Origin of the sequence: Croceicoccus mobilis (assembly GCF_001661965.1) — a bacterium.
Lineage (GTDB): Bacteria > Pseudomonadota > Alphaproteobacteria > Sphingomonadales > Sphingomonadaceae > Croceicoccus > Croceicoccus mobilis.
This window is the reverse complement of record NZ_LYWZ01000017.1, coordinates 113,653-134,092: the sequence shown is the minus strand read 5'-3', so window position 1 is coordinate 134,092 and position 20,440 is coordinate 113,653. Positions and strand designations below refer to the sequence as shown.

The window sequence follows — 20,440 nt, the reverse complement described above, 5'->3', positions numbered from 1 at the left end:
GTATATCTCATACGCAGTGAGCGGCGAGACAGCCGCGATAGGGGAGAAAGAGATGGCTTCGGCAACACGGGCGACTTCGCGTCCCATTATCCCTCAGCACATCGCAGAGACCGTCATTGCGGCGAGGTCCTATGCCGATGATGCCGTGATCTATGACGCATTCAAATGGCTGCGCGAAAACATGCCGCTGGGCGTGGCCGAGGTCGAAGGGTTCGATCCCATGTGGATCGTAACCCGCCATGCCGACATCCGCGAGGTCGAGAAGAACGCTAAGCTCTTTCACAACGCCGATTTCAACCCGGTGCTGAACGACCGCGCTTCGGACGATTTTACCCGTGAAATGACGGGCGGGTCGGTCAGCGGCCTGGCGTCGCTGACCTATATGGACCCGCCGGTTCACCAGCAATATCGCATGCTGACGGCCAACTGGTTCCTGCCGGGCAAGATTGGAAAGCTCGAAGACCAGATTCGCGTTCTGGCCAAGCAGTCTGTCGAGCACTTCCTCAGCTTTGACGGTGAATGCGATTTCGTGCGTGATTTCGCGCTGCATTACCCGCTGCGCGTGATCATGACGCTTTTCGGCGTGCCGCCCGAAGATGAACCCAAGATGCTGAAGCTGACGCAGGAGTTCTTTGGCGGCCACGACCCTGAAGAGCAGCGTGACGAGATGAAGGACGATCCCGTCGCCGCCGCCAAGATGTGGGCCGCAGCGCTTGAGGATTTCTTCCAGTATTTCGACGCGCTGGCCGAAAAGCGCCGGGCCGAGCCGCAGGACGACCTTCTGACTCTGATCGCCAATTCGCGGATCAATGGCGCCCCCATCGGGCGTGACGAAGCCAATGGCTATTTCGTCGCCATCGCGACTGCGGGGCATGACACCACCTCTTCATCCGTCACGGGGGGCATGCACGGCATGATCGAGTTCCCTGAGAATTTCGAGAAGGTGAAGGCCGATCCCGCAATGATCCCTGGTCTTGTCGACGAGGCGATCCGCTGGACCAGTCCCGTGAAGCATTTCATGCGCAACGCGACGCAGGATGTGGAGGTCGGCGGACAGCTGATCCGTTCGATGGACCGACTGATGATGTGTTACCCATCGGGCAATCGTGATGAGGCGGTGTTCGACGATCCGGACCGTTTTGACATCACGCGCAGCCCCAACAAGCACATCGCTTTCGGATTTGGCCCGCACATGTGCCTTGGCCAGCATCTGGCGAAACTGGAAATGCGCATCCTCTTCGAAGAACTGATGCCGCATATCGCATCGATCGAGCTGGCTGGCCCGCCCAAGCTGGTCGAGGCCAATTTTGTTGGCGGTTACAAGAGCCTGCCGGTCCGCTTCCGCAAGGCCTAAGCGCAAGAAATCCTGAAAAATAAGCAATTGAGACAGGGATATGGTTCCGAAGACGGCCAGCCCTGAATGAACAGGAGAGGGATAATGAAGACAGCAATCATACTTGCCGTTTCGGCATCGACACTGGCGATTGCGGGCAATGCCTTCGCGCAGGACATGCAGCCATCGGATGAAGCCGAGCCACAGTCCGCTCAGCCGTCACAAGGACTGCAAGAAATCATCGTCACGGCCCAGAAACGGTCGGAATCGTTGAACGACGTACCACTCTCGATCACCGCCGCATCGGGCGACCAGCTGGCGGATCAGGGCATCACCGATGTTGCCGATCTGGTGAAGGTCGTGCCAGGCTTCACTTATACCGAAAGCGCCTATGCAACGCCGGTCTACACGCTGCGCGGCGTGGGATTTTACGATACCAGCCTTGCGGCAAAACCCACGGTCAGCGTCTACCAGGACCAAGTCCCGATCCCGTTTTCCATCATGACGCGCGGTGCCACGCTCGATCTTGAACGGGTCGAGGTTTTGAAGGGCCCGCAGGGCACTCTGTTTGGTTCGAATGCCACCGGCGGCGCGATCAACTATATCGCGGCCAAGCCGACGGATTATCTTGAAGGCGGTCTTTCTGCCACGGTTCAGAACTTTGGCGAAGTCACGGTGGGCGGCCATGTCAGCGGCCCGCTGAGCGATACGATCAAGGCGCGCATCGCGGCGCAGACCGTCCAGGGCGGGGCATGGCAGCGCAGCTATACACGCGATGATGAACTGGGCGATCAACGCTTTACGTCCGCGCGCATGCTGGTGGATTTTGAGCCGAGCGATGCGCTGCGTTTCGAGCTGAACCTCAACGGTTTCATCGATAAGAGTGACGGGCAGGCCGCGCAGCTGATCGGCGTGGTGCCGCTGGGTAATCCGGCGCGGCTCGGCGATCTCGCTACCTATCCTGTCGCGCCTGAAAACAACCGCGACGCCGACTGGACCGATACGCAGGCGCCCAAGCGCGACAACTGGTTCTATCAGGCGGCTCTGCGCGGCGATCTCGATCTTTCCAGCGCCGTGACGCTGACCTCGATCACCAGCTGGTCGGAATATTCGCATGACACCGCCATCGATCCCGATGGCGTGGCGCTTCGCGACTATTTCTACAACACCACCGGTGACATCAGCGCCTTTTCGCAGGAACTGCGTCTGCAGGGCGAGATGGGCAATCTGACATGGATCATCGGCGGAAATTACGCCCGCGAAAAGACCTATCAGCAGGACGACGCCGGGCCTTACGACCAGTCGACATCGGCCTATAATTTTGTCGATGCAGGACTGGGCGGCCCGTTCTTCGTCTATAGCCAGTATGCCCGTCAGAAATTCGTGAACAAGGCGATCTTTGCGAACGTCGATTACGACATCGGCGATCTGGTCACCTTGCACGGCGGCATTCGCTATACCGATACCGACATCGATTTCGCAGGCTGCACCGCCGATCGCGGCGACGCTCTGGGGCAGGGGATCGAGAACTTGCTGAACTTCATCCGCTCGGGCGCGGGGCTGGACCCGATCACGATCGCCGACGACGCCTGCGTGACGATCGATTCCTCAACGCTTACTGCTGTCGAAGTGACCGACAAGCTGGATGAGGACAACGTCTCGTGGCGCGCGGGCATCGACCTCAAGCCTTCGCCCGACGCGCTCGTCTATGCCAGCGTCAGCCGCGGCTTCAAATCGGGTAGCTTTCCGCTGCTGTCGGCCAGCGATGCCAACCAGTTCAGCCCGGTCACGCAGGAATCTGTAACGGCCTATGAAATCGGAACGAAGCTGACGGTTCTGGATCGTACGGCCCAGATCAACGCGGCGGTGTTCTACTATGATTATGCCGACAAGCAGTTCAAGGGCCGCGTGGTCGCCAACCCGGATATCTTCGGCCCGCTCGAGGCACTGGTCAACGTGCCCAAGTCCGAGGTGAAGGGTGCCGAACTGCAACTGGATCTGGCACCCACCGATGGCCTGCGCTTCAGCATCGGCGCCACTTATCTCGATACCAAGATCAAGGGCAGCTTCGTCAATTACGATCCTTACGGAAATCAGGTCGATTTTGCCGGGTCGAGCTTCCCCTATACGCCCAAGTACCAGGTCCTCATGGATGGCCAGTACGAGTGGGCGGCAAGCGACAGCATCTCGCCCTATATCGGCGCGAATCTCAGCTTTCAAAGCGATTCAAAGGCCGTGCTGGGCGATGCCCGCGCGACGCCGTCCGATGATCTGACAAGCCGGGGGGGGCTGACGATCGACGATTACGTGCTGATCGATTTGCGTGCTGGCCTGAAGCTTGCCGAAAAATACAAGATCGGCGCATTCGTTCGCAATCTGACGAACGAATATTACTGGAACAATGCCACGCGGATCACCGACACGACGGTACGTTATGCGGGACGTCCGCGTACGTATGGCGTGACCGTCTCGGCAAGCTTCTGACGAGCTCTCCCCGGAACCGCGGCAATTCATGCTGGATTGCCGCGGTTCCATCTGGGTGGATGGCGCAAGGGGGCCGCGTGAAAGTTTTTACGGTCGGCGAAAGGCCGACTATGGAGGAAGGCCATTCCAGTATTTTATTCGATTACGTCAGTTCCTACAATCTGACGGTCCGCAACCGGCGAGTTTCAGCTATTAAGCTTTTCGCACGATGACGGACGCTGGCAACCGGCTCGTTAAGCGGTTAACTCGTAAATGGCGGTGGTGGTCGAAAAGCGTTTTTGGCGCCATCGCGGTTCCCATAGGAGCGGTTGTACTATTGATCCCGTTGGTCGCCATGGGCCGTGATCCCGCTGGAACGCTTTTGCAGGTCTAGCCGCCGACGCCGTGGGTGAGCTGATCATCGAAGCCGGTGCGCCGCATGAAAAGCCATGAGGCGTTGATGAATTCTCGGTAAGCGATACGAGTGGACTGACCCTCGGAGTAACCTATTCTAACGTCCGCTACTCACACTTTTCAGCCCAAAAGCTGATGGGAGGACGCCCCCCGACGGCATCGATGTGCCAAAGTGGAAGTGTTGAACATCACTGAAGGAGGCGTCCGTGTCGGAAGTTACCACAATCGGTCTGGATATCGCTAAGAGCGTGTTTCACGCGCACGGTGTGGACGGGAGCGGCAAGCAGGTTTTCAGCCGCGGTTGAGCCGAGGCAAGTGGCAGGATTTCATGGCGCAGCAGCCGCGTTGCCTGATCGCAATAGAGACATGTGGCGGAGCGCATCACTGGGCACGCGAGTTTACGGCGCTCGGTCACGAGATCCGGTTGATCCCGCCTTCCTATGTGAAGCCGTTTGTAAAGCGCCAGAAGAACGATGCCGCCGATGCCGAAGCGATTTGCGAGGCTGCACAGCGCCCGAACATGCGCTTCGTTGCGGTCAAGAGCGAGGAGCAGCAGGCAGCTGCGAGTTGCCACAGGTTCTTACTTTGCGCGTCACGGAGGACGGGGAGCATCAGACCGGCATCAGTCTTTGTCGCGATCCCGATGGGCATGCTTCGGAACCGCGAAACGATGCCTGCTTCATCGTCGAAGGGCGCGTTGAGCATAGGATGATTGGGCAGGATCTTGCAAATCGCGGTGATCAGCATGGACAGGATGGTCAGTTTCGGTTTGTTGCCGCGCGCAGCGTTGCGATCGCTTGGCATCTCCTCAAGCTTGGTGACATCGACTTCCTCGATGGAGCTGAAGTGCGGGATGTGGCGTTTGGATGCCGCCATTTTCTTGCTTCAACTCGCGGACTTGGTCTGACTCTAGCCCCCCATACTGCCGCTTCCACCTGTAGAATGTCTGCTTGGAAATCCCGACTTGGCGGATCAAATCGGACACCGGCGGGCCCAACTCCGCCTGCTTCTGCATCGACAAAATCTGCTCTGTAGAAAGCCGCTTTCGTTTCACAGACTTGTCTCGCTCCAAAGCAAAATCCGCCGGATTTCCTGCTGACCCTTATCATTGCCATGGCCTCGGCCTGGACCGCTGCAAACCCCTTCGGCCTTACCATCAGCCGCGATGCGATCGAACGGCGAGACGAACTCAAGCGCGCGCTTGCGCAGGCCGTCCAGCAACTGACTGCGCCTGTGGCAGACACCGAGCCCGATCAGCCTTAGACTGCGGCGCTTGAAGGCTGCGGCTGCTCGGCAAGGGACGGACCATCGGTCTGACTGACAGGGCAAGTCGCGGCTTGACCTTGCGTGCTTGCGCGCTGAATTACCGGCTATGAGCATCACAAATCTGACGCCCGACAACGGTTTGCCGGTGACTTTGCCGTGCGCATCCTGACCTTCTTCTATCCCGTGCACTATCGTTTGGGCAGGGAGATGGAAAAATCCATGTGCCAGAGTGTCGTTGACCGCAAGCAGAGCGCCATGCTCTGGCTTGCCGGCCAACCAGTGCTTCTTGGCCGTCTCCTCAAGCGAATGGCCCAATTCTGCCAGAACCGCTTCGTCTGAAAGATCGAGACCGGCCGAGTTGCGGCGGTCGGGATAGATAGAGCCCGGCAGTGCAATCAGATCATGCCGCATGCCCGGCCGCGTCATGGCCAGCACCTGCTCGACCGGGTCGTCGACCAGCTTTAAGGCATGGATGCAGGGATCGGCAATTTGATTTACGAATGACGAATTGGCGCCGTTTTCCAAAAGGCGGCGCACCAGTTATGCGAGGAGCGTTTCGTGGGTACCAACCGGCGCATAGATTCGACACCGCCGGTTGAGACCCTGTTTTCCCACGACCTGGGCGTAAAGCGGCTCGCCCATCCCATGGAGACACTGGAATTCATACTGCCCAGCCTCATAGCTGTCAGGTCCGGCCATATGATAGATCGTCGCCAGCGTCTGGGCATTATGGGTGGCAAACTGCGGGTAGATCGCATCGGGTGCCGCCAGTAATTTGCGGGCACAGGCAAGATAGGAGGCTCTGTTGCAAAGATCGTCCGCGAGCGAGTGAGATCCGCCGCTTCATGGCAATCAGGCGGCCGCGGCCAAGTGTTGGTAGAGTAGTTCCATGGTGTCGGTCAGCGCTGACGGTCCAATGCCGAAAGCTCTCTCAACAAGACGCACCTCGCCCATGATCCCTGGTTGCAGGCACCACGGTCGGGCCTGTCCTTTGCGTAGGGCGCGCATGACCTCGAAGCCTTTGATCGTGGCGTAGGCTGTGGCCATCGATTTGAAACCACGGACGGGCTTGATCAATATCTTGAGCTTGCCATGATCAGCCTCGATCACATTGTTCAGGTATTTCACCTGCCGGTGTTCGGTTGCCGCCGCGAGCTTTCCTTCTCGTTTCAACTCAGCGATTGCGGCGCCGTAGCTTGGTGCCTTGTCGGTGTTGAGTTTCGTCGGCTTTTCCCAGTCCTTCAGACCGCGAAGGGCTTTGCCCAGAAAGCACTTCGCAGCCTTGGCGCTGCGGGTCGGTGACAAGTAGAAATCAATCGTGTCGCCCCGCTTGTCGACCGCCCGATACAGGTAGGTCCATTTGCCCCGCACCTTGATGTAAGTCTCATCGAGGCGCCAGCTCGGATCAAAACCACGCCGCCAGAACCAGCGGAGTCGTTTCTCCATCTCTGGCGCGTAGCGCTGCACCCAAAGATAGATAGTCGTATGATCCACATCGATCCCACGTTCGGCCAGCATTTCCGCGAGATCACGATAGCTGATGCCGTATCGACAATACCAGCGCACCGCCCATAGGATGACCTCTCCGGTGAAGTGCCGCCCCTTGAAATCGTTCATCGCAACCGATCCTGCCAATCCAGCAGCCCAATCTTCGAATGCGCCAGAGTTTGCAACAGAGCCCTTTTACCTTAAGGATGGTGTGCCGACGGTCGTGCAGGCCTTTTCGCAGCAACCCGGCGACAAATATCGGCTGTCTGCGAAAACGGCGATTGGCGCCGGAGACCAGAGATTGTCATGGCGCGTGCGCTACGCAGCCGGTTCACGCGCATATCGCGTGACAATCCTGTCCGGCGACAGGACCCTGGCTCAGGCCGATTTCCCGCAGCACATCAACATGGCGGCACAGGGCGAAGGGTTTGCGATAGGTCAGGATTACGAGCTGAAGGTTACCGGCGATTATGCCGACAACGGGGCTTTCCCCGGAAGTATCCATAAGGTCGTTGTCGGGATCGGGCTTTCGGGAAGCGAGTGAGATATGAGCAGGGCGGCCTGTCGGGGCGACGATCCGGCGCCATCCAGCCTGCATGGCGAAGGCGCGGAAAAGTGCTGAAAATGCTGGGGTGGCGATGTTTCCCGGGGGAAATATCGCCACCGGCAGCGTCAGGCTCCGAACGGCTCAGCGCGCGGTGTGGCCCAGCCTTTCCTCCAGCACCTTGTGCAGAAAACGGATGCGGCTTTCCTGATAACGGCCCAGCGTTACGCCGGCGAGGTCGTCGGGCCATTGTTTCATGCCGATCTGCACCTTGGGCATGTTGAAATCGTCCTGGTCGAAGATTTCGCCCATGGCGCCGATATGCGGCTCGAACGGATCGTCGGGGCCCAGCTCGATGATCGCGGGTGCGGATGGGGCAGGGGCGTCGTCGGGCATGCGGACCAGCATCCACGCATCCATATAGCATGTGTCGGGCATATCGGCGTCGGGCCGGAAGACATAGGTCAGCGGCAAACCTTCGCCCAGCCACGGGCAGAAATTGGGGAACAGCCAGTACTGGATCGAATCCAGCATCATGGCGTCTGACAGATCCGCATAATCCGCGCCGGTCAGGGCCGAGAGATTGTCGCGCCGCCACTGCGCCAGTGTCGCCCGGTCGTGGATGTTCTCGGGCAGTTCGGGCGCATCGTCCATGCGCAGACCGTTGAGCAGCGCCCATTGTACCGCGATCGCCTCTTCCCGGCTGCCGCCGCGGGCATGGTGGCTGGGCACGGCGGTCGGGGTCATCGAACGGCTATAGGCGGCATCGCCTTCCTGCCAGATGTCATATTGCGTGCCATGTTCGCTGACCGAGGGCAGTGCCTGCGGGTGGGTCATGGCGAGGTGATAGCCTTCGAGGAAGGCCTCCATCGCCACTTTCCAGTTCGCGCGGATCGTCTTGCGCACGTGCCAGAGGGTAAAACGCCGGTCGAGCGGCCAGTCGGCGAAATGGCGGTCCATCCCGCCCAGATGCTGCGCCAATGGCGCGGCATTGCGATCCGGGTTGATGAAGACGAACCCGTTCCAGCGCGCCACGCTGGCGGTGCGCAGATCGTGGCTGCCTTCGCCGACGGTGGGGAAGTCCCACTTGCCGGGGAAACCCTGCAGCGAACCGTCGATGTTCCATGTCCACGCGTGATAGGCGCAGCGGAACGATTTCGCGCCCTTGCCGCTGCAATCGACCAGCTCGCGCCCGCGATGCATGCACAGATTGCGGAAGGCGCGAAATTCCTCGGGCGCGGTGCGCACGACGATGAAGGACATGCCCGCAATGCGATAGACGAAATGATCGCCGACCTCGGGGATCTCCTCTTCGCGGCAGGCGACCTGCCAGGTTTTCAGCCACACCTTCTCCACCTCCTCGCGGTGGTAGTCGTACGAGGTGTAGCGGCTGGCCGGGATCGGATCGTCGCCGAGGAACGGCGAATTCTCGTCCGCCAGCGACGGTTCGATCCGGTGCGTGTCCTGCGCCGCCAATTCGCGCCATGTGGGCGATAGTTCGGTTCCGAAACCCTTGAGGTAATCGGCCTGCGCTTCCATGATATCGGTCATCTGCCTTCTCTCCTGCATCCTTCCATCTTGCGGAATAGAGGCGAGGGGAGGGGGCCGCATTGACCGAAATCAAACTGGTATGCCAGAATACCAATATCGCTGGTCCCTGACGGTTCAGCGATCTTCGGCGCCGTCCATCTTGATGCACTGCCCGGTCAGATAGGATGCCTGATCGGATGCGAGATAGGCGAAGACATCGCCGATTTCGCGCAGGTTTCCGGGCCGCTGCATCGGCATCGCATCCATGTGGCTGCGCGCGATATGGGCCAGCATTTCCGCCTGCGTCACCGGCTCTGGCCCCGCGGGCGGCTGGCGCCATTCGGGGTGGTCGGAAAACTGGTCGTCGCCCACCCATCCGATGCGCACGTAATTGGCGCGAATGCCGGTCAGCGCTTCTTCGGATGCGATATGGCGCATCATCGCCTCGACAGCGCCCTTCGACATGCCCGAAGCGCCGTTATATTGCGCCAGCTTGCCGACATCGATCGTGGTGGTGCAGGTCAGCGATCCGCCGCCCGTTTCCCGCATACGCTGGATGCCGCAACGGAACAGGCGGAAATAGGCCATGAAATCGCCATCGATGAACGCGGCAAGATCGTCGGGCGTATAATCACCCGTTTTGGCAAAGATCGGCACCGCGCCCGCTGTCGTCATCACGGCGTGAACGCGGCCCGTCCAGCTTTCAAGCTCGTCCAGCGCGTCCTCTATCTGGGCGGGATCGCGCATGTCCATGCGGCGGGCGCGGATCTGGTGGCCCTGTGCCGACAGGCGCTCGACCATTTCGGCCGCGATGCCGGCGCTGTCATGCCGCCCGGCGCCAAGATAGGTGAACAATACCGGTACCCCGGCGCGGCACAGCCCTTCCACCACGCCGCGCCCGATGGTGCCAGTGCCGCCTGCCATCAGCGCGCCGCCTTCCGGAAATGTGAGGCTAATCGTCATGTCTCTCTCCCGATCATGCCGCACCGATATGCGTGCATACGGCATTGTGCGGTGATGCCCGGATGCTGGCAAGGTGAAATCGTAAACTAGCATATCAAGTTGACTGGCCCGCCACTTACCTGCATGTTCGCGGCAAAACACGAACAGCCGGGCACGTTCGGCGTGGGACAGGGGATTGGCGGGCATGGTGCCGGTACAGTCGGAAAAATCGCGAGAATTCGAGGCCCGTTTGAGGCGCTTCATGGATGCGCATGTCTATCCGAACGAAGAGGCCTATCACCGCCAGCTGAAGCAGGGGCCCGAACGGTTCCGCCAGCCCGAGATCATGGAAGAGCTGAAGGCGAAGGCGCGGGCCGAGGGTTTGTGGAACCTGTTCCTGCCCGATTCCGAAAACGGGGCGGGGCTGTCGAACCTCGATTATGCGCCGCTTTCGGAAATCATGGGCCGGGTCAATTTCGCGTCCGAGGTGTTCAACTGTTCCGCGCCCGATACCGGCAATATGGAAGTGCTCGACCGCTTTGGCAGCGAAGAGCAGAAGGAGCGCTGGCTGAAGCCGCTGCTGGCGGGAGAGATCCGCTCTTCCTTTTGCATGACCGAACCGGCGGTGGCGAGTTCGGATGCGACCAATATCCAGACCCGGATCGAGCGCGATGGCGACGACTATGTCATCAACGGGCGCAAATGGTGGATCACCAATGCCTATCACCCGCACACCGCCATCTTCATCGTGATGGGCAAGGCCGATCCCGATGCCGATCTGCACCATCAGCAGAGCCAGATACTGGTCGAGCCCGATACGCCCGGCATCACCATCGTACGCCCGCTGTCGGCATTTGGCTATTACGACGAACCCAAGGGGCAGGCGGAAATCCTGTTCGAGAACGTGCGGGTTCCGGCCAGCAACCTGATCCTGGGGGAAGGGCGCGGCTTCGAGATTTCGCAAGGGAGGCTCGGCCCGGGGCGCATCCATCACTGCATGCGCATCATCGGGCAATGCGAACGCATGCTGGAGATCGCCTGCGAAAGGCTGAGCAGCCGCATCGCTTTCGGCAAGCCGCTGGCCGCGCAATCGGTCTGGCACGAACGCATTGCGCGGGCGCGGACCGATATCAGCATGCTGCGCCTGCTGGTGCAGCATACGGCATGGCTGATGGATACGGTGGGCAATCGCGCGGCGCGCAGCGAGATATCGCAGATCAAGGTCGCGGCGGTCCGGATCGGGCGGCAGGTCGCCGACATGGCGGTGCAGGCGTTCGGCGCGGCTGGCCTGTCCGATGATTTCGGGCTGGGCTATGGCTTTACCCGCATGAACATGATCCGCATGGGCGATGGCCCGGACGAGGTGCACAATCGCACCATCGCCCGGCTGGAGCTTGCGAAATATCGCAAGTCTGCTGCCGAAGACGCGGGTTGATCGCGATGACCGACCTCGACGCCGCCTTTTCAGGAACCGAGGAGCCGACCGAGCGGCTCAAACTCGACCTTTCTGCATTGGCAGCGTTCATGGCGGAGCACGTGCCCGATGCAGGCGCGCTGGAATCGGGGCGCAAGTTCAAAGGAGGGCAGTCGAACCCGACCTATCTGCTGCGGGCGCGGGGCGGGGACTTTGTATTGCGCCGTAAGCCGCCGGGGGAATTGCTGCGCGGCGCCCATGCCATAGACCGCGAATATCGCGCCATCGCCGCGCTTCATCCAGAGGGCTTTCCGGTGCCGCGCCCGTTTGCATATTGCGGCGACGAGAGCATTATCGGCAGCGCCTTTTACATCTGCGAACATGTCGCGGGCCGGGTAGTCTGGGATCCGCTGATGCCGGATGAGGAACCGGCAAAGCGCGCCGCGACCTATGCCAATGCCGCCGACTGGCTGGCGCGTTTGCATAGTCTCGAACCCGCCCAGATCGGGCTTGGCGATTTCGGGCGGCCATCTGGCTACGCCGCGCGCAACCTGACGCTGTGGTCGAAGCAATATCGTGCAGCGGAAATGCAACATGTGCCCGACATGCACTGGCTGATGGATGCGTTGGCCGAGCGTGTGCCTGCCGATGCGCCGACCCGGCTAATCCATGGCGATTACGGCATCTACAACATCATTTTCGCTGCCGATGCGCCGCGCGCACTGGCCGTGCTCGACTGGGAAATGGCGACGCTGGGCGATCCGTTTGTCGATCTCGCCCATCATTTGCGTCCATGGTGGCTGCCACCGGCACCGGGCGCGCCGACTTTATGCGGGCAAGACCTTGCGGGCACGGGCATCCCGGCGATGAATGAGCAGGTCGAACGCTATCTCTCGCACATGGGGCTGGGCGCGGTGCCCGATTGGGACTGGTATCTCGCCTATGCGCAGTTCCGCTTTGCCGCGATGGTGCAGGGGGTGCTGAAGCGATACGCCGACGGCACCGCGGCCAACCGGACATCCACCCATACCGCCAAGACCGTCGCGCAGGCCGCGGCATCGGCGCGGCGCGTGCTGGAGGGGGCGGGCGGATAGGCGACGACCGGGCAATAAGAAGACAGGAGCGCGCGCGATGACAGGTACAAGAAGCGGACTGCTGGAAGGCCGCGTGGTCATGGTGACGGGCGGCGGCAATGGCATCGGCCGCGCCAGCGCGCTGCGCTGTGCCGAGGCGGGGGCTGCCGTCGCCGTGACCGACCGCGATCATGCTGCGGCCCGGACAGTGGCCGACGAGATTGCGGAGGTTGGCGGCATGGGCTGCGCTATCGCTCTCGACGTGACCGACGACGATGCAGTGCGCGGCGCGGTGGAGCAAACCGTGGCGCGCTTCGGGAAGCTGGACGGGGCATGCAATGCCGCGGGCGCGACTTTCATGGGCGTGCGCATGCACGAGGTCGACGTCGATTTCTGGGACCATGTCCACGCGGTCAACCTGCGCGGGTTGTTCCTGTCGATGAAATACCAGGTCGCGGCCATGCTGGAGGCAGGCGGCGGCGCGGTGGTCAATATCGCCTCGACCGCAGCCATCGCGGCCATTCCCAACGGTTCGGAATATTGCTCTGCCAAGGCGGGCGTGGCGGGCGTGACCCGGGCCGCCGCGCTCGATTACGCGCGCAGCAATATCCGCATCAATGCGGTGCTGCCGGGCGCCACGCGCACCGCGATGATGGAGCATGCCTTTACCCTAATCGACCGCCTGCGCGAAATCGTGCCCGAGGCCAATCCGATGGGCCGCCTTGCCGAACCCGACGAGATGGCGATGGCGGTGCGCTGGCTGCTTTCGGCAGAGGCGAGCTTCGTCAATGGCGTGCTGCTGCCTGTCGATGGCGGGCTGACGGCGCAATGAGCGGGGGTGATCGCATGGCGGATGAATTGCGGTTCGATGGGCAGGCAGCCATCGTTACCGGTGCGGCCAAGGGGATCGGCCGCGCCATCGCGCTGCTCTTGGCAAAGCGCGGGGCGATGGTGGTGGTCAACGGCAATGTCCGGCCCGAGGGGCATGGACCCGAGGAAGATGTCGTTGCCGAAATCCGGGCAGCGGGCGGCAGCGCGGTAGGCGTGAACGGCAGCGTCGCCGACGACAATGCCTGCCGCGCGATGGCGGCGGCGGCGCTCGACCATTTCGGCAGGCTGGACATCATCGTCAACAATGCCGGGACCACCGATACGCAATTGCGCATCCAGGATGCGCCCAGCCCGGTAATCGACGATCAATTCGCGATACATGTAAAAGGGCCGCAGCAATTGTTCCGCGCGGCATGGCCGCATCTGCAGCAATCGGGGCAGGGCCGGGTCATCAACCTCGGCTCCGCATCCTCGCTCGGCATCAGGAGCATGCATGGCTGGGGCGGATCCTATGCCATTTGCAAATCAGCGCTTTACGGCCTGACTCGCCAAATGGCGGGCGCCGGGGCAGAGCATGGGATCAAGGCCAATCTGATCATGCCCTATGCCTATTCCACCATGGTCGAAAAATCTTTTGGCGGCACCGAATTCGGCAATTGGATGCAGGCGAATTTCGACCCGGCGATGGTCGCGGTTGCCGCGCTTTACCTGATGCACCGCGATTGCCCGGTCAGCGGACAGTTCTTTTCCGTGGGCGGGGGTCGCATGGCGCGGGTGGTGTTCGCATCGCGCGACGGCATCCACGATCCCGATTTGTCCCCGGAAACGGTGCGCACCCGCTGGGCCGAGATCATGGGCGAGGAGGACGCCGAGCAGATGCTGGGCGATGGTTTTTTCGAGCTGCCTTCGCAGGCGCGCGACGGTGCGGCATTCGGCAAGGTGCTGGGAGGTGGAAAATGAACGAGACGAAACGCATGGCCGGGCGGCGGGTGCTGATTACAGGCGCGGCCTCGGGCATCGGCAAGGCGAGTGCGCAATGTCTCGCGGGCCATGGCGCGGCGCTTGCGCTGCTCGACCGCGATGGCGATGCGCTGGCGCAGGTGGCGGGCGAGCTGGGCGCCCATGCCGAAACACTCGACCTGATGGATGAGCGCGCCATCGTGCGTGCCGTTGCCGCATCGGGCGCGGCGATGGGCGGGATCGACGCGGTGGTCAATGTCGCAGGGATTGGCGAGGTCGCACCGCTGGGTGAAACCACGCTCGAAAGCTGGAACCGGGTGGTGGCGATCAACCTGACCGCGCCCTTCCTTGTCTGCCGCGAGGCATTGCCGTTGCTGCGCGCATCGGAAGACGGGGCCATCGTCAATATCTCGTCGGGGCAGGGGTTGTTGCCATCGGTGCCGGGCATGGGCTCCTATTGTGCTTCAAAGGGCGGGCTGGTGACATGGACCAAGGCGATGGCGCTGGAGCTGGCGCCGATCCGCGTCAATGCGATCTGTCCCGGCGTGGTCGATACGCCGCTTTTGCCCGACGGCATGCGCGAGGCTGCAAGGAGCGCGACCTCGCCCTATGCGCTGCGGCGCGTGGGGGATGCGGATGAGATCGCCCAGGCGGTGCTCTATCTCGCCAGCGCGCAATCGTCATTCGTCACCGGCGTCGCGCTCGCCGTGGATGGCGGGCGCAGCTATCACTGATAAGGTCTAAGGCGCGGCGGATTGCAGGACTTCCTGCGCGATGCTGGCGATCAACGTGCCGTTTTCGTCATAGGCATGGGCGCGGGTCAGGTTGCAGCCGTTGGCGGCGATGCTGCACTCGGTCTCGAACAGGACCCAGCGCGAACAATCGACCGGGCCGTGGAACCAGATCGCATGATCGAGGCTGACCGAACGAAGATGCGACCCCGGCATGGGCAGCAGGTGCGGCACCATGGCGACCCCTGCCAGCATCAGGTCTGAGATATAGCCGAACAGCACCTTGTGATCCTCCGCCGTCAGATCGGGCAGGGGCGGGCGCACGCGGATCCAGTAATTGCGGCGCGCTTCGTCCGATGTGCGGTAGAACCGGTCGAGCGAGGGAATGCGCAGCTCCACCGGGCAAGGCCGCGCGACGAAGATGGTGAAGGGGCCGGGTTCGTCCTCGACAAGGGCGGACGCCTCGACAATGTCCATCGCGGCTTCGGGATCGCCGGTTTCGGCCGGGGGGCGCTGGTGGTGGAAACCATCGCCCCCGGTGCGGAACGATGCGGTGGCGGTCGCCAGCGGCACGGTGCCCTGCACCGCGCGCACCAGGCGGGTCGAAAAGGATCGCCCGTCGCGCAGCCGCTCCACCGCGAAATCGATCGGGTCCTGCGCATTGCCCGGCTTGATGAAATTGAGATGCAGCGAATGGAGCGAGCGCCCGTCGCCATGCACCTGTGCGGTGGCGATGGATTGCCCGATCAGCTGGCCGCCGAACAGCATGCCATAGGGATTGGCGCGCCCTGGCCGTGCGCGCAGCATGCCCGTTTCCAGCGGCTCGAACTCGAACAGTTCGGACAATTCGCGCTGGTGGGCCCGGGTTTCAGTTGCCATCGCTTGCGGCACCTCCTTTTGCCATGGTCATGCCGCCTGCGACCTGCATGGTGGGAAATATCTCGATCAGGCCGACATTGACCCGTTCGGGCGCGGCAATCGCATATTCGACCGCATCGGCGATATCTTCGGGCAGCAGCGGTTCGTAGCCTTCGAAAAAGCGTTTCTCCGCCTCTTCCCCCGACAGATCGAGCGCCTTGGCGAACATGTCGGTGCGGATGCGGCCCGGGCTGATTTCGCTGACGCGCACACGCCTGCCGATCAGGTCGATGCGCGCCTGCCGGGCGAGCATGGCAACCCCGGCCTTTGTCGCGTGATAGGCGGCGTGGCCGGCAAAGCTGTGATGGCCCGCCATCGAGCCGATGAAAACGATATGGCCGCGATCGCGCGCGATCATGCCGGGCATGACAAGTCGCAGCAGATGCATGGCAGAGCGCAGGTTCACGTCGAGCATCGCGTCGATCCCCGCAGCGCTTTCCCCGGCGATCGAACCCGCCCGGCCAAGCCCTGCATTGCAGACCAGCACATCGGGTTCGATATCGGCAAGGCAGGCCTCGATCGCGGAGATATCGGCAAGATCGGCGACGGCGGGGATGCAGCCGGTCGCGGCGGCCAGCTCCTTTAGCGCGGCGCGGCGGCGGCCCATGGCGTGCACGGTCATGCCGCGCGCAGCCAGCCTTTCGACCAATGCGGCGCCGACCTTGCCGGTCGCGCCCGTCACCAGCGCGCAGCTCTTGCGGCCTGTCATCCCTGCCCCTCTCCTTACGGGCGGATTTCCGCCTCTCGCACTGCTGGTAACCCAGCATACGGTATTGCTTCCATATCCCGATATGGATAGATTAGTAAACTAGATAACGATTTCTGCCAACGGTCAAACCGATAGGGCAGGGACGGGGCACGACACCATCGGTCGGCCCATCAATGGGGAGAGAAGGGATGAGGAAATCGAGACACGGGTTGATCGTGTCCGTCGCGTTAGCGGCGATTGCGGCGGCGGGCGGCACCGCGCATGCGCAGGACGGTGCGGCGGGTGACAATGCCAACGCACAGGACGAGGCCGCACGAATGAGCGAGATCGTGGTGACCGCGCGCAAGCGGGCGGAAACGATCCAGGACGTGCCGACGACGGTGACCGCGATCAACGATGCCGCCCTTGACGTGCGCGCCGCGACCGACATTCGCTATATCAGCGGTTTCGTGCCCAATGTCACGATCGAGCAGGCGACGACTTCCTCCACCGGATCGCAGATTTTCCTGCGCGGTATCGGCATCGACAATACCGGTTTCAACGTCGATCCGACCGTGGGCGTCTATCTCGACGATATCTTCGTCGGCCGGCTGATCGGTTCGATGCTGGGCGCGGTCGACATGGAGCGGGTGGAAGTCCTGCGCGGGCCGCAGGGTACGCTTTACGGCCGCAACGCCACGGCGGGTGCGGTGAAATATGTTACGCGCAAACCCGACGTCTATGAAAACGCGGGCAAGTTTGCCGCAACTTTCGGCAGCCGCGACCGCATCACGCTGCGCGGGTCGGCCAATCTGGTGCTGGTGCCCGACCGGCTGGCCCTGCTGGTATCGGCGCAATATCACAAGCAGGACGGTTATATCCGCCTGAATGACGAGGACGGCAACGATACCGGCCTTCGCAGCAATGGCCGCGATTTGCGTGATATTCGCGCGGCGCTTCGCTATCAGCCGACGGACGATCTCACCATCGATATCGCCGCCGATTATTCGCACAACCGGTCGGGGCTGCAGTCGGTGACGCCCACCAATTGCGGCGCGCTGGGAACGGTGGATGGCTATGTCTACGATTCCGCGAATGATGCGTTCATCCCCGGGCAGGTCAATGCGGGGCAGCTGAACAAATGCCCGCTGTTCTATGACGATCCGTACGAAAGCTATATCGGGCCGTTCGGCTTCAACGATCCGAAATTCGATTCCGCAGGGGTTTCGGGCGTGGTCGAATATGACCTTGGCCCCGCCAGCATCAAATCGGTCACCGGCTATCGCGGTTTCCGCGACATCTTCGTCAGCGCGCTTTATGCAAAGCCGCTGCCCTATGTGAACGTGAACCTCGTCAACCGGCTGGAACAGCGGCAGTTCCAGCAGGAATTCCAGCTGTCATCGAACGGCCAGTCGCTGATCGATTACACGCTGGGCCTGTTCTATTACCACGAGGATATCGATTCCGATTATCGCACGCAGGTCGCATTCGGCGCAGGCCCGCTGCCCACCCCGCGCAAGAACCTCGATAGCCAGAAAACAGATGCCTATGCGGTCTATGGCGAGGTCTATATTCATCCGCTCGACGGGCTGGAGCTGACATTGGGCGGGCGCATGTCGTGGGACAGGAAGAGCGTGTCGCGCGAGCTTTATCCCACTGCCGATCTGACCACTCCGACGCTTACCTATGACGGCAAGATCAAGGACAGCGTGTTCACGCCCAAGCTCGGCGTGAGCTACCAGCTCGACGACGTGCTGCTTTATGCCAGCTATGCCGAGGGGTATCGGTCGGCGGGCTGGGCCAATACGACGGGCACGTCGCTGGCGAACCTGGCGCTTACCTTCGACCGGGAGACCGAGGAATCATACGAGGTGGGCGTGAAGTCGCAATGGTTCGACCGCGCGCTGACGCTGAACCTCGCCGCGTTCGAGGCGAAGTACAACAATCTGCAGGCGACGCTGACGCTGGCTTCTACCGGTTCGACCGTGGTCACCCAGTCGGACGCGCGCATTCGCGGGCTGGAGCTGGAGGGCGCGCTGCGTCCGGCGGATGGGCTGACGATCTATGGCAATATGGCGGTGATGAAGGACAAGTATCTCTCACCCCCGCCGGGCCTGTATTATGCGAAAAGGCTGAAGCATCTGGTGCGCACCAGCTTCCTTGTCGGGTTCGATTACGAAACCGATGCGGGCTTTGTGCCGGGCAGCTTCTTCATGGGAGCGGATCTGCGCTATCAGGGGCCGGCCTTTCGCAATGTCGCCAACACTATCGACCAGAGCAGCCCGTCCTATACGCTGCTGGGCGCGCGGGCGGGTTATCGCGCGCCGGACGATGCGTGGAGCCTGACATTGGGTGGATCGAACCTGACCGACGAGGAATATTTCCTCCTCGGTATCGAGAATAACGCGCGGTCCTATCAGGCCCCGCGCGAAATCTTCCTGACCTTCGCCGTGAACTATTGATGGCCGATGGGCCGGATGGCGCGATGCGCTGTCCGGCCTGTCACCTGTGAAGCTGCGCCACGCTGCGTCGGTAATGCGGCAGGCCCAGCCATAACAGGATTGCGGCCAGCGGCAGCGCGCCTGCCGCCAGCGCGGCAAGCGAGCGGCCGACCGCCATTTCGTCACCGAACACATATTGCGTCAGAAAGGCGACGACTGACGGGCCGATGCCGATCCCCGCGACGCTGGCGGTCAAGATATAGATCGCCCCCATCTGTCCGCGCAGATGGGCAGGGGTGATTAGCTGCACCGCCGCCGCCGCGATTCCGGTGGTGAGCGCGGTGCACAGCACGTTGATCGCGGTCAGCGCCAAGGCCAGCTGCGCATCGCCGACAAGGCCCAGCATGATGCCCGGCGGCGTCGCCAGCACAGCTGCCATCGCCATCACGCGCGGATAGGCATCGCTGCGCCCGCGCGCCAGAAGCCAGTCGCCCAGAAAACCCCCGGCCAGCAGGCCCGCGATACCTCCGCCGCCCAGGATCAGCCCGAAGCGGACCCCGATCGCTCCCGGCTCCATCGCGTGCACGCGTTCGAAATAGGCAGGGCCCCATGTCATCACGCCATATACGGCAAGCGAGAGCATACAGGTCCCGCCCAGCTGGAACAGGAAAGTGCGGCCATGCGCCTTGATGTGGCGCGGCGCCTCTTTCCAGCCCAGCGCCTTGCCCACCCGGTCGGGAGCGGTGCGGCGCACCGGTTCGCGCACGGTCAGCCGCACGATCAGCGCCAACACCACGCCCGGTATGCCAAGGCCGATGAAGACGATGCGCCATGTCTCCAGCGTGCCCACCAGCGGCAGCGCCATGTGCGAGACCTGCGACAGCGCCGCGATCACCAGCCCGCCGGTCAATAGCGCGATGCCGATGCCCAGCGGATTGCCGACGACATAGACAGATATCGCGCGCCCGAGTTTCCGCGGCGGAAAGCTGTCAGCAATCATGGAATAGGCCGAAGGCGACAGTGTCGCCTCTGCCGCGCCGACCATCATGCGCGCGATGAATAGCGCGGCAAATCCGGCGGCGAGCCCGCAGGCCGCGGTCGCGACGCTCCAGATAAGGATGCCCCACACGATTAGGTTTCGCCGGTTCATCCTGTCGGCAAGATAGCCGCAGGGCAGGCCCATGCCGACATAGAACACCGCAAAGGCCGCGCCGATCAGCAGGCTGACCTGGAAATCGCCAATGCCAAGGCTGTCCTTGATCGGCCCGATCAGCAGGCTCATCAGCATGCGGTCGGCAAAGGAAAGCGAATAGGCGACGAGTAAAATGCCCACGAGATACCAGCTGCGCGCAGGTGACGGCCATGCGCGCGCGGCGGCCCTGTCCGGTTCCATCGATCTCTCCC

At 62.1% G+C, this 20,440-nt stretch carries 15 protein-coding genes and 4 pseudogenes; 10 read left to right on the top strand and 9 right to left on the bottom strand.

From position 1 onward, the window contains the following. Positions 1 to 52: 52 nt before the first annotated feature. From A9D13_RS04885 to A9D13_RS21060, 3 genes and pseudogenes are all read left to right on the top strand, one after another. A complete protein-coding gene (locus A9D13_RS04885) occupies positions 53 to 1,354 on the top strand; it encodes a cytochrome P450 (protein WP_066770941.1) in 1,302 nt (433 codons plus the stop codon). A gap of 84 nt (positions 1,355 to 1,438) precedes the next feature. After that, positions 1,439 to 3,817 (top strand): TonB-dependent receptor, encoded by a 2,379-nt coding sequence (locus A9D13_RS04880; protein ID WP_229665555.1) that lies wholly within the window; start codon positions 1,439 to 1,441, stop codon positions 3,815 to 3,817. A 599-nt stretch (positions 3,818 to 4,416) separates the two neighbouring features. Then, positions 4,417 to 4,823: pseudogene (locus A9D13_RS21060) on the top strand (IS110 family transposase); the annotation flags it as partial. On the opposite strand, the pseudogene A9D13_RS04875 reads toward A9D13_RS21060, so the two are convergent. The 4 genes and pseudogenes from A9D13_RS04875 to A9D13_RS04865 form a co-directional block, all read right to left on the bottom strand. Further along, positions 4,772 to 5,095 (bottom strand): annotated as a pseudogene (locus tag A9D13_RS04875) (2-oxo acid dehydrogenase subunit E2); the annotation flags it as partial. The pseudogenes A9D13_RS21060 and A9D13_RS04875 sit on opposite strands and share 52 nt — an antisense overlap. Next, a pseudogene (locus tag A9D13_RS20035) lies at positions 5,091 to 5,264 on the bottom strand (transposase); the annotation flags it as partial. The pseudogenes A9D13_RS20035 and A9D13_RS04875, both read right to left, overlap by 5 nt. Positions 5,265 to 5,728: 464 nt before the next feature. Continuing rightward, positions 5,729 to 6,274 (bottom strand): annotated as a pseudogene (locus tag A9D13_RS21055) (proline dehydrogenase family protein); the annotation flags it as partial. Between the two features lie 54 nt (positions 6,275 to 6,328). Further along, positions 6,329 to 7,093: an IS6 family transposase gene (locus A9D13_RS04865; protein ID WP_066771012.1), complete on the bottom strand. Its 765-nt coding sequence runs from the start codon at positions 7,091 to 7,093 to the stop codon at positions 6,329 to 6,331. A 217-nt stretch (positions 7,094 to 7,310) separates the two neighbouring features. On the opposite strand from A9D13_RS04865, the gene A9D13_RS20435 reads away from it, so the two are divergent. After that, positions 7,311 to 7,508: a hypothetical protein gene (locus tag A9D13_RS20435; protein ID WP_156521925.1), complete on the top strand. Its 198-nt coding sequence runs from the start codon at positions 7,311 to 7,313 to the stop codon at positions 7,506 to 7,508. Between the two features lie 144 nt (positions 7,509 to 7,652). Here the strand turns inward: A9D13_RS20435 and A9D13_RS04855 are convergent, their stop codons facing one another. Both A9D13_RS04855 and A9D13_RS04850 read right to left on the bottom strand, forming a co-directional pair. Continuing rightward, positions 7,653 to 9,059: an aromatic ring-hydroxylating oxygenase subunit alpha gene (locus A9D13_RS04855; protein ID WP_172808106.1), complete on the bottom strand. Its 1,407-nt coding sequence runs from the start codon at positions 9,057 to 9,059 to the stop codon at positions 7,653 to 7,655. 114 nt (positions 9,060 to 9,173) lie between these two features. Further along, on the bottom strand, positions 9,174 to 10,001 hold the full coding sequence (locus tag A9D13_RS04850) for an SDR family NAD(P)-dependent oxidoreductase (protein ID WP_066770923.1): 828 nt from the start codon (positions 9,999 to 10,001) through the stop codon (positions 9,174 to 9,176). A 184-nt stretch (positions 10,002 to 10,185) separates the two neighbouring features. On the opposite strand from A9D13_RS04850, the gene A9D13_RS04845 reads away from it, so the two are divergent. The 5 genes from A9D13_RS04845 to A9D13_RS04825 are packed head-to-tail and all read left to right on the top strand — an operon-like array spanning position 10,186 to position 14,992. Next, positions 10,186 to 11,415: an acyl-CoA dehydrogenase family protein gene (locus tag A9D13_RS04845; RefSeq protein WP_066770921.1), complete on the top strand. Its 1,230-nt coding sequence runs from the start codon at positions 10,186 to 10,188 to the stop codon at positions 11,413 to 11,415. Positions 11,416 to 11,420: 5 nt separating this feature from the next. After that, positions 11,421 to 12,488 (top strand): phosphotransferase family protein, encoded by a 1,068-nt coding sequence (locus tag A9D13_RS04840; protein ID WP_066771004.1) that lies wholly within the window; start codon positions 11,421 to 11,423, stop codon positions 12,486 to 12,488. 37 nt (positions 12,489 to 12,525) lie between these two features. Continuing rightward, a complete protein-coding gene (locus A9D13_RS04835; protein ID WP_066770919.1) occupies positions 12,526 to 13,299 on the top strand; it encodes an SDR family NAD(P)-dependent oxidoreductase in 774 nt (257 codons plus the stop codon). 14 nt (positions 13,300 to 13,313) lie between these two features. Continuing rightward, complete coding sequence (locus A9D13_RS04830; protein ID WP_066770917.1) at positions 13,314 to 14,258, top strand: SDR family NAD(P)-dependent oxidoreductase; 945 nt, start codon at positions 13,314 to 13,316, stop codon at positions 14,256 to 14,258. Beyond that, a complete protein-coding gene (locus A9D13_RS04825; protein WP_066770914.1) occupies positions 14,255 to 14,992 on the top strand; it encodes an SDR family NAD(P)-dependent oxidoreductase in 738 nt (245 codons plus the stop codon). Before A9D13_RS04830 ends, A9D13_RS04825 begins: the two co-directional genes overlap by 4 nt. A gap of 6 nt (positions 14,993 to 14,998) precedes the next feature. Here A9D13_RS04825 and A9D13_RS04820 read toward each other — a convergent pair whose 3' ends face one another. Together A9D13_RS04820 and A9D13_RS04815 are read right to left on the bottom strand one after the other, a co-directional pair. Next, positions 14,999 to 15,868, bottom strand: coding sequence for an acyl-CoA thioesterase (locus A9D13_RS04820; protein WP_066770911.1), 870 nt, complete (start codon positions 15,866 to 15,868; stop codon positions 14,999 to 15,001). Next, positions 15,858 to 16,616 (bottom strand): SDR family oxidoreductase, encoded by a 759-nt coding sequence (locus A9D13_RS04815; protein ID WP_066770908.1) that lies wholly within the window; start codon positions 16,614 to 16,616, stop codon positions 15,858 to 15,860. The genes A9D13_RS04820 and A9D13_RS04815 overlap by 11 nt, the downstream gene beginning before the upstream one ends. A gap of 188 nt (positions 16,617 to 16,804) precedes the next feature. Here A9D13_RS04815 and A9D13_RS04810 point away from each other — a divergent pair, with 188 nt between their 5' ends. Beyond that, the gene (locus A9D13_RS04810) at positions 16,805 to 19,057 is read left to right on the top strand and encodes a TonB-dependent receptor (RefSeq protein ID WP_172808105.1); all 2,253 of its coding nucleotides are present in this window, start codon (positions 16,805 to 16,807) and stop codon (positions 19,055 to 19,057) included. A gap of 40 nt (positions 19,058 to 19,097) precedes the next feature. On the opposite strand, the gene A9D13_RS04805 is transcribed toward A9D13_RS04810, so the two are convergent. Next, on the bottom strand, positions 19,098 to 20,429 hold the full coding sequence (locus A9D13_RS04805) for an MFS transporter (RefSeq protein ID WP_066770906.1): 1,332 nt from the start codon (positions 20,427 to 20,429) through the stop codon (positions 19,098 to 19,100). Positions 20,430 to 20,440 lie beyond the last annotated feature (11 nt).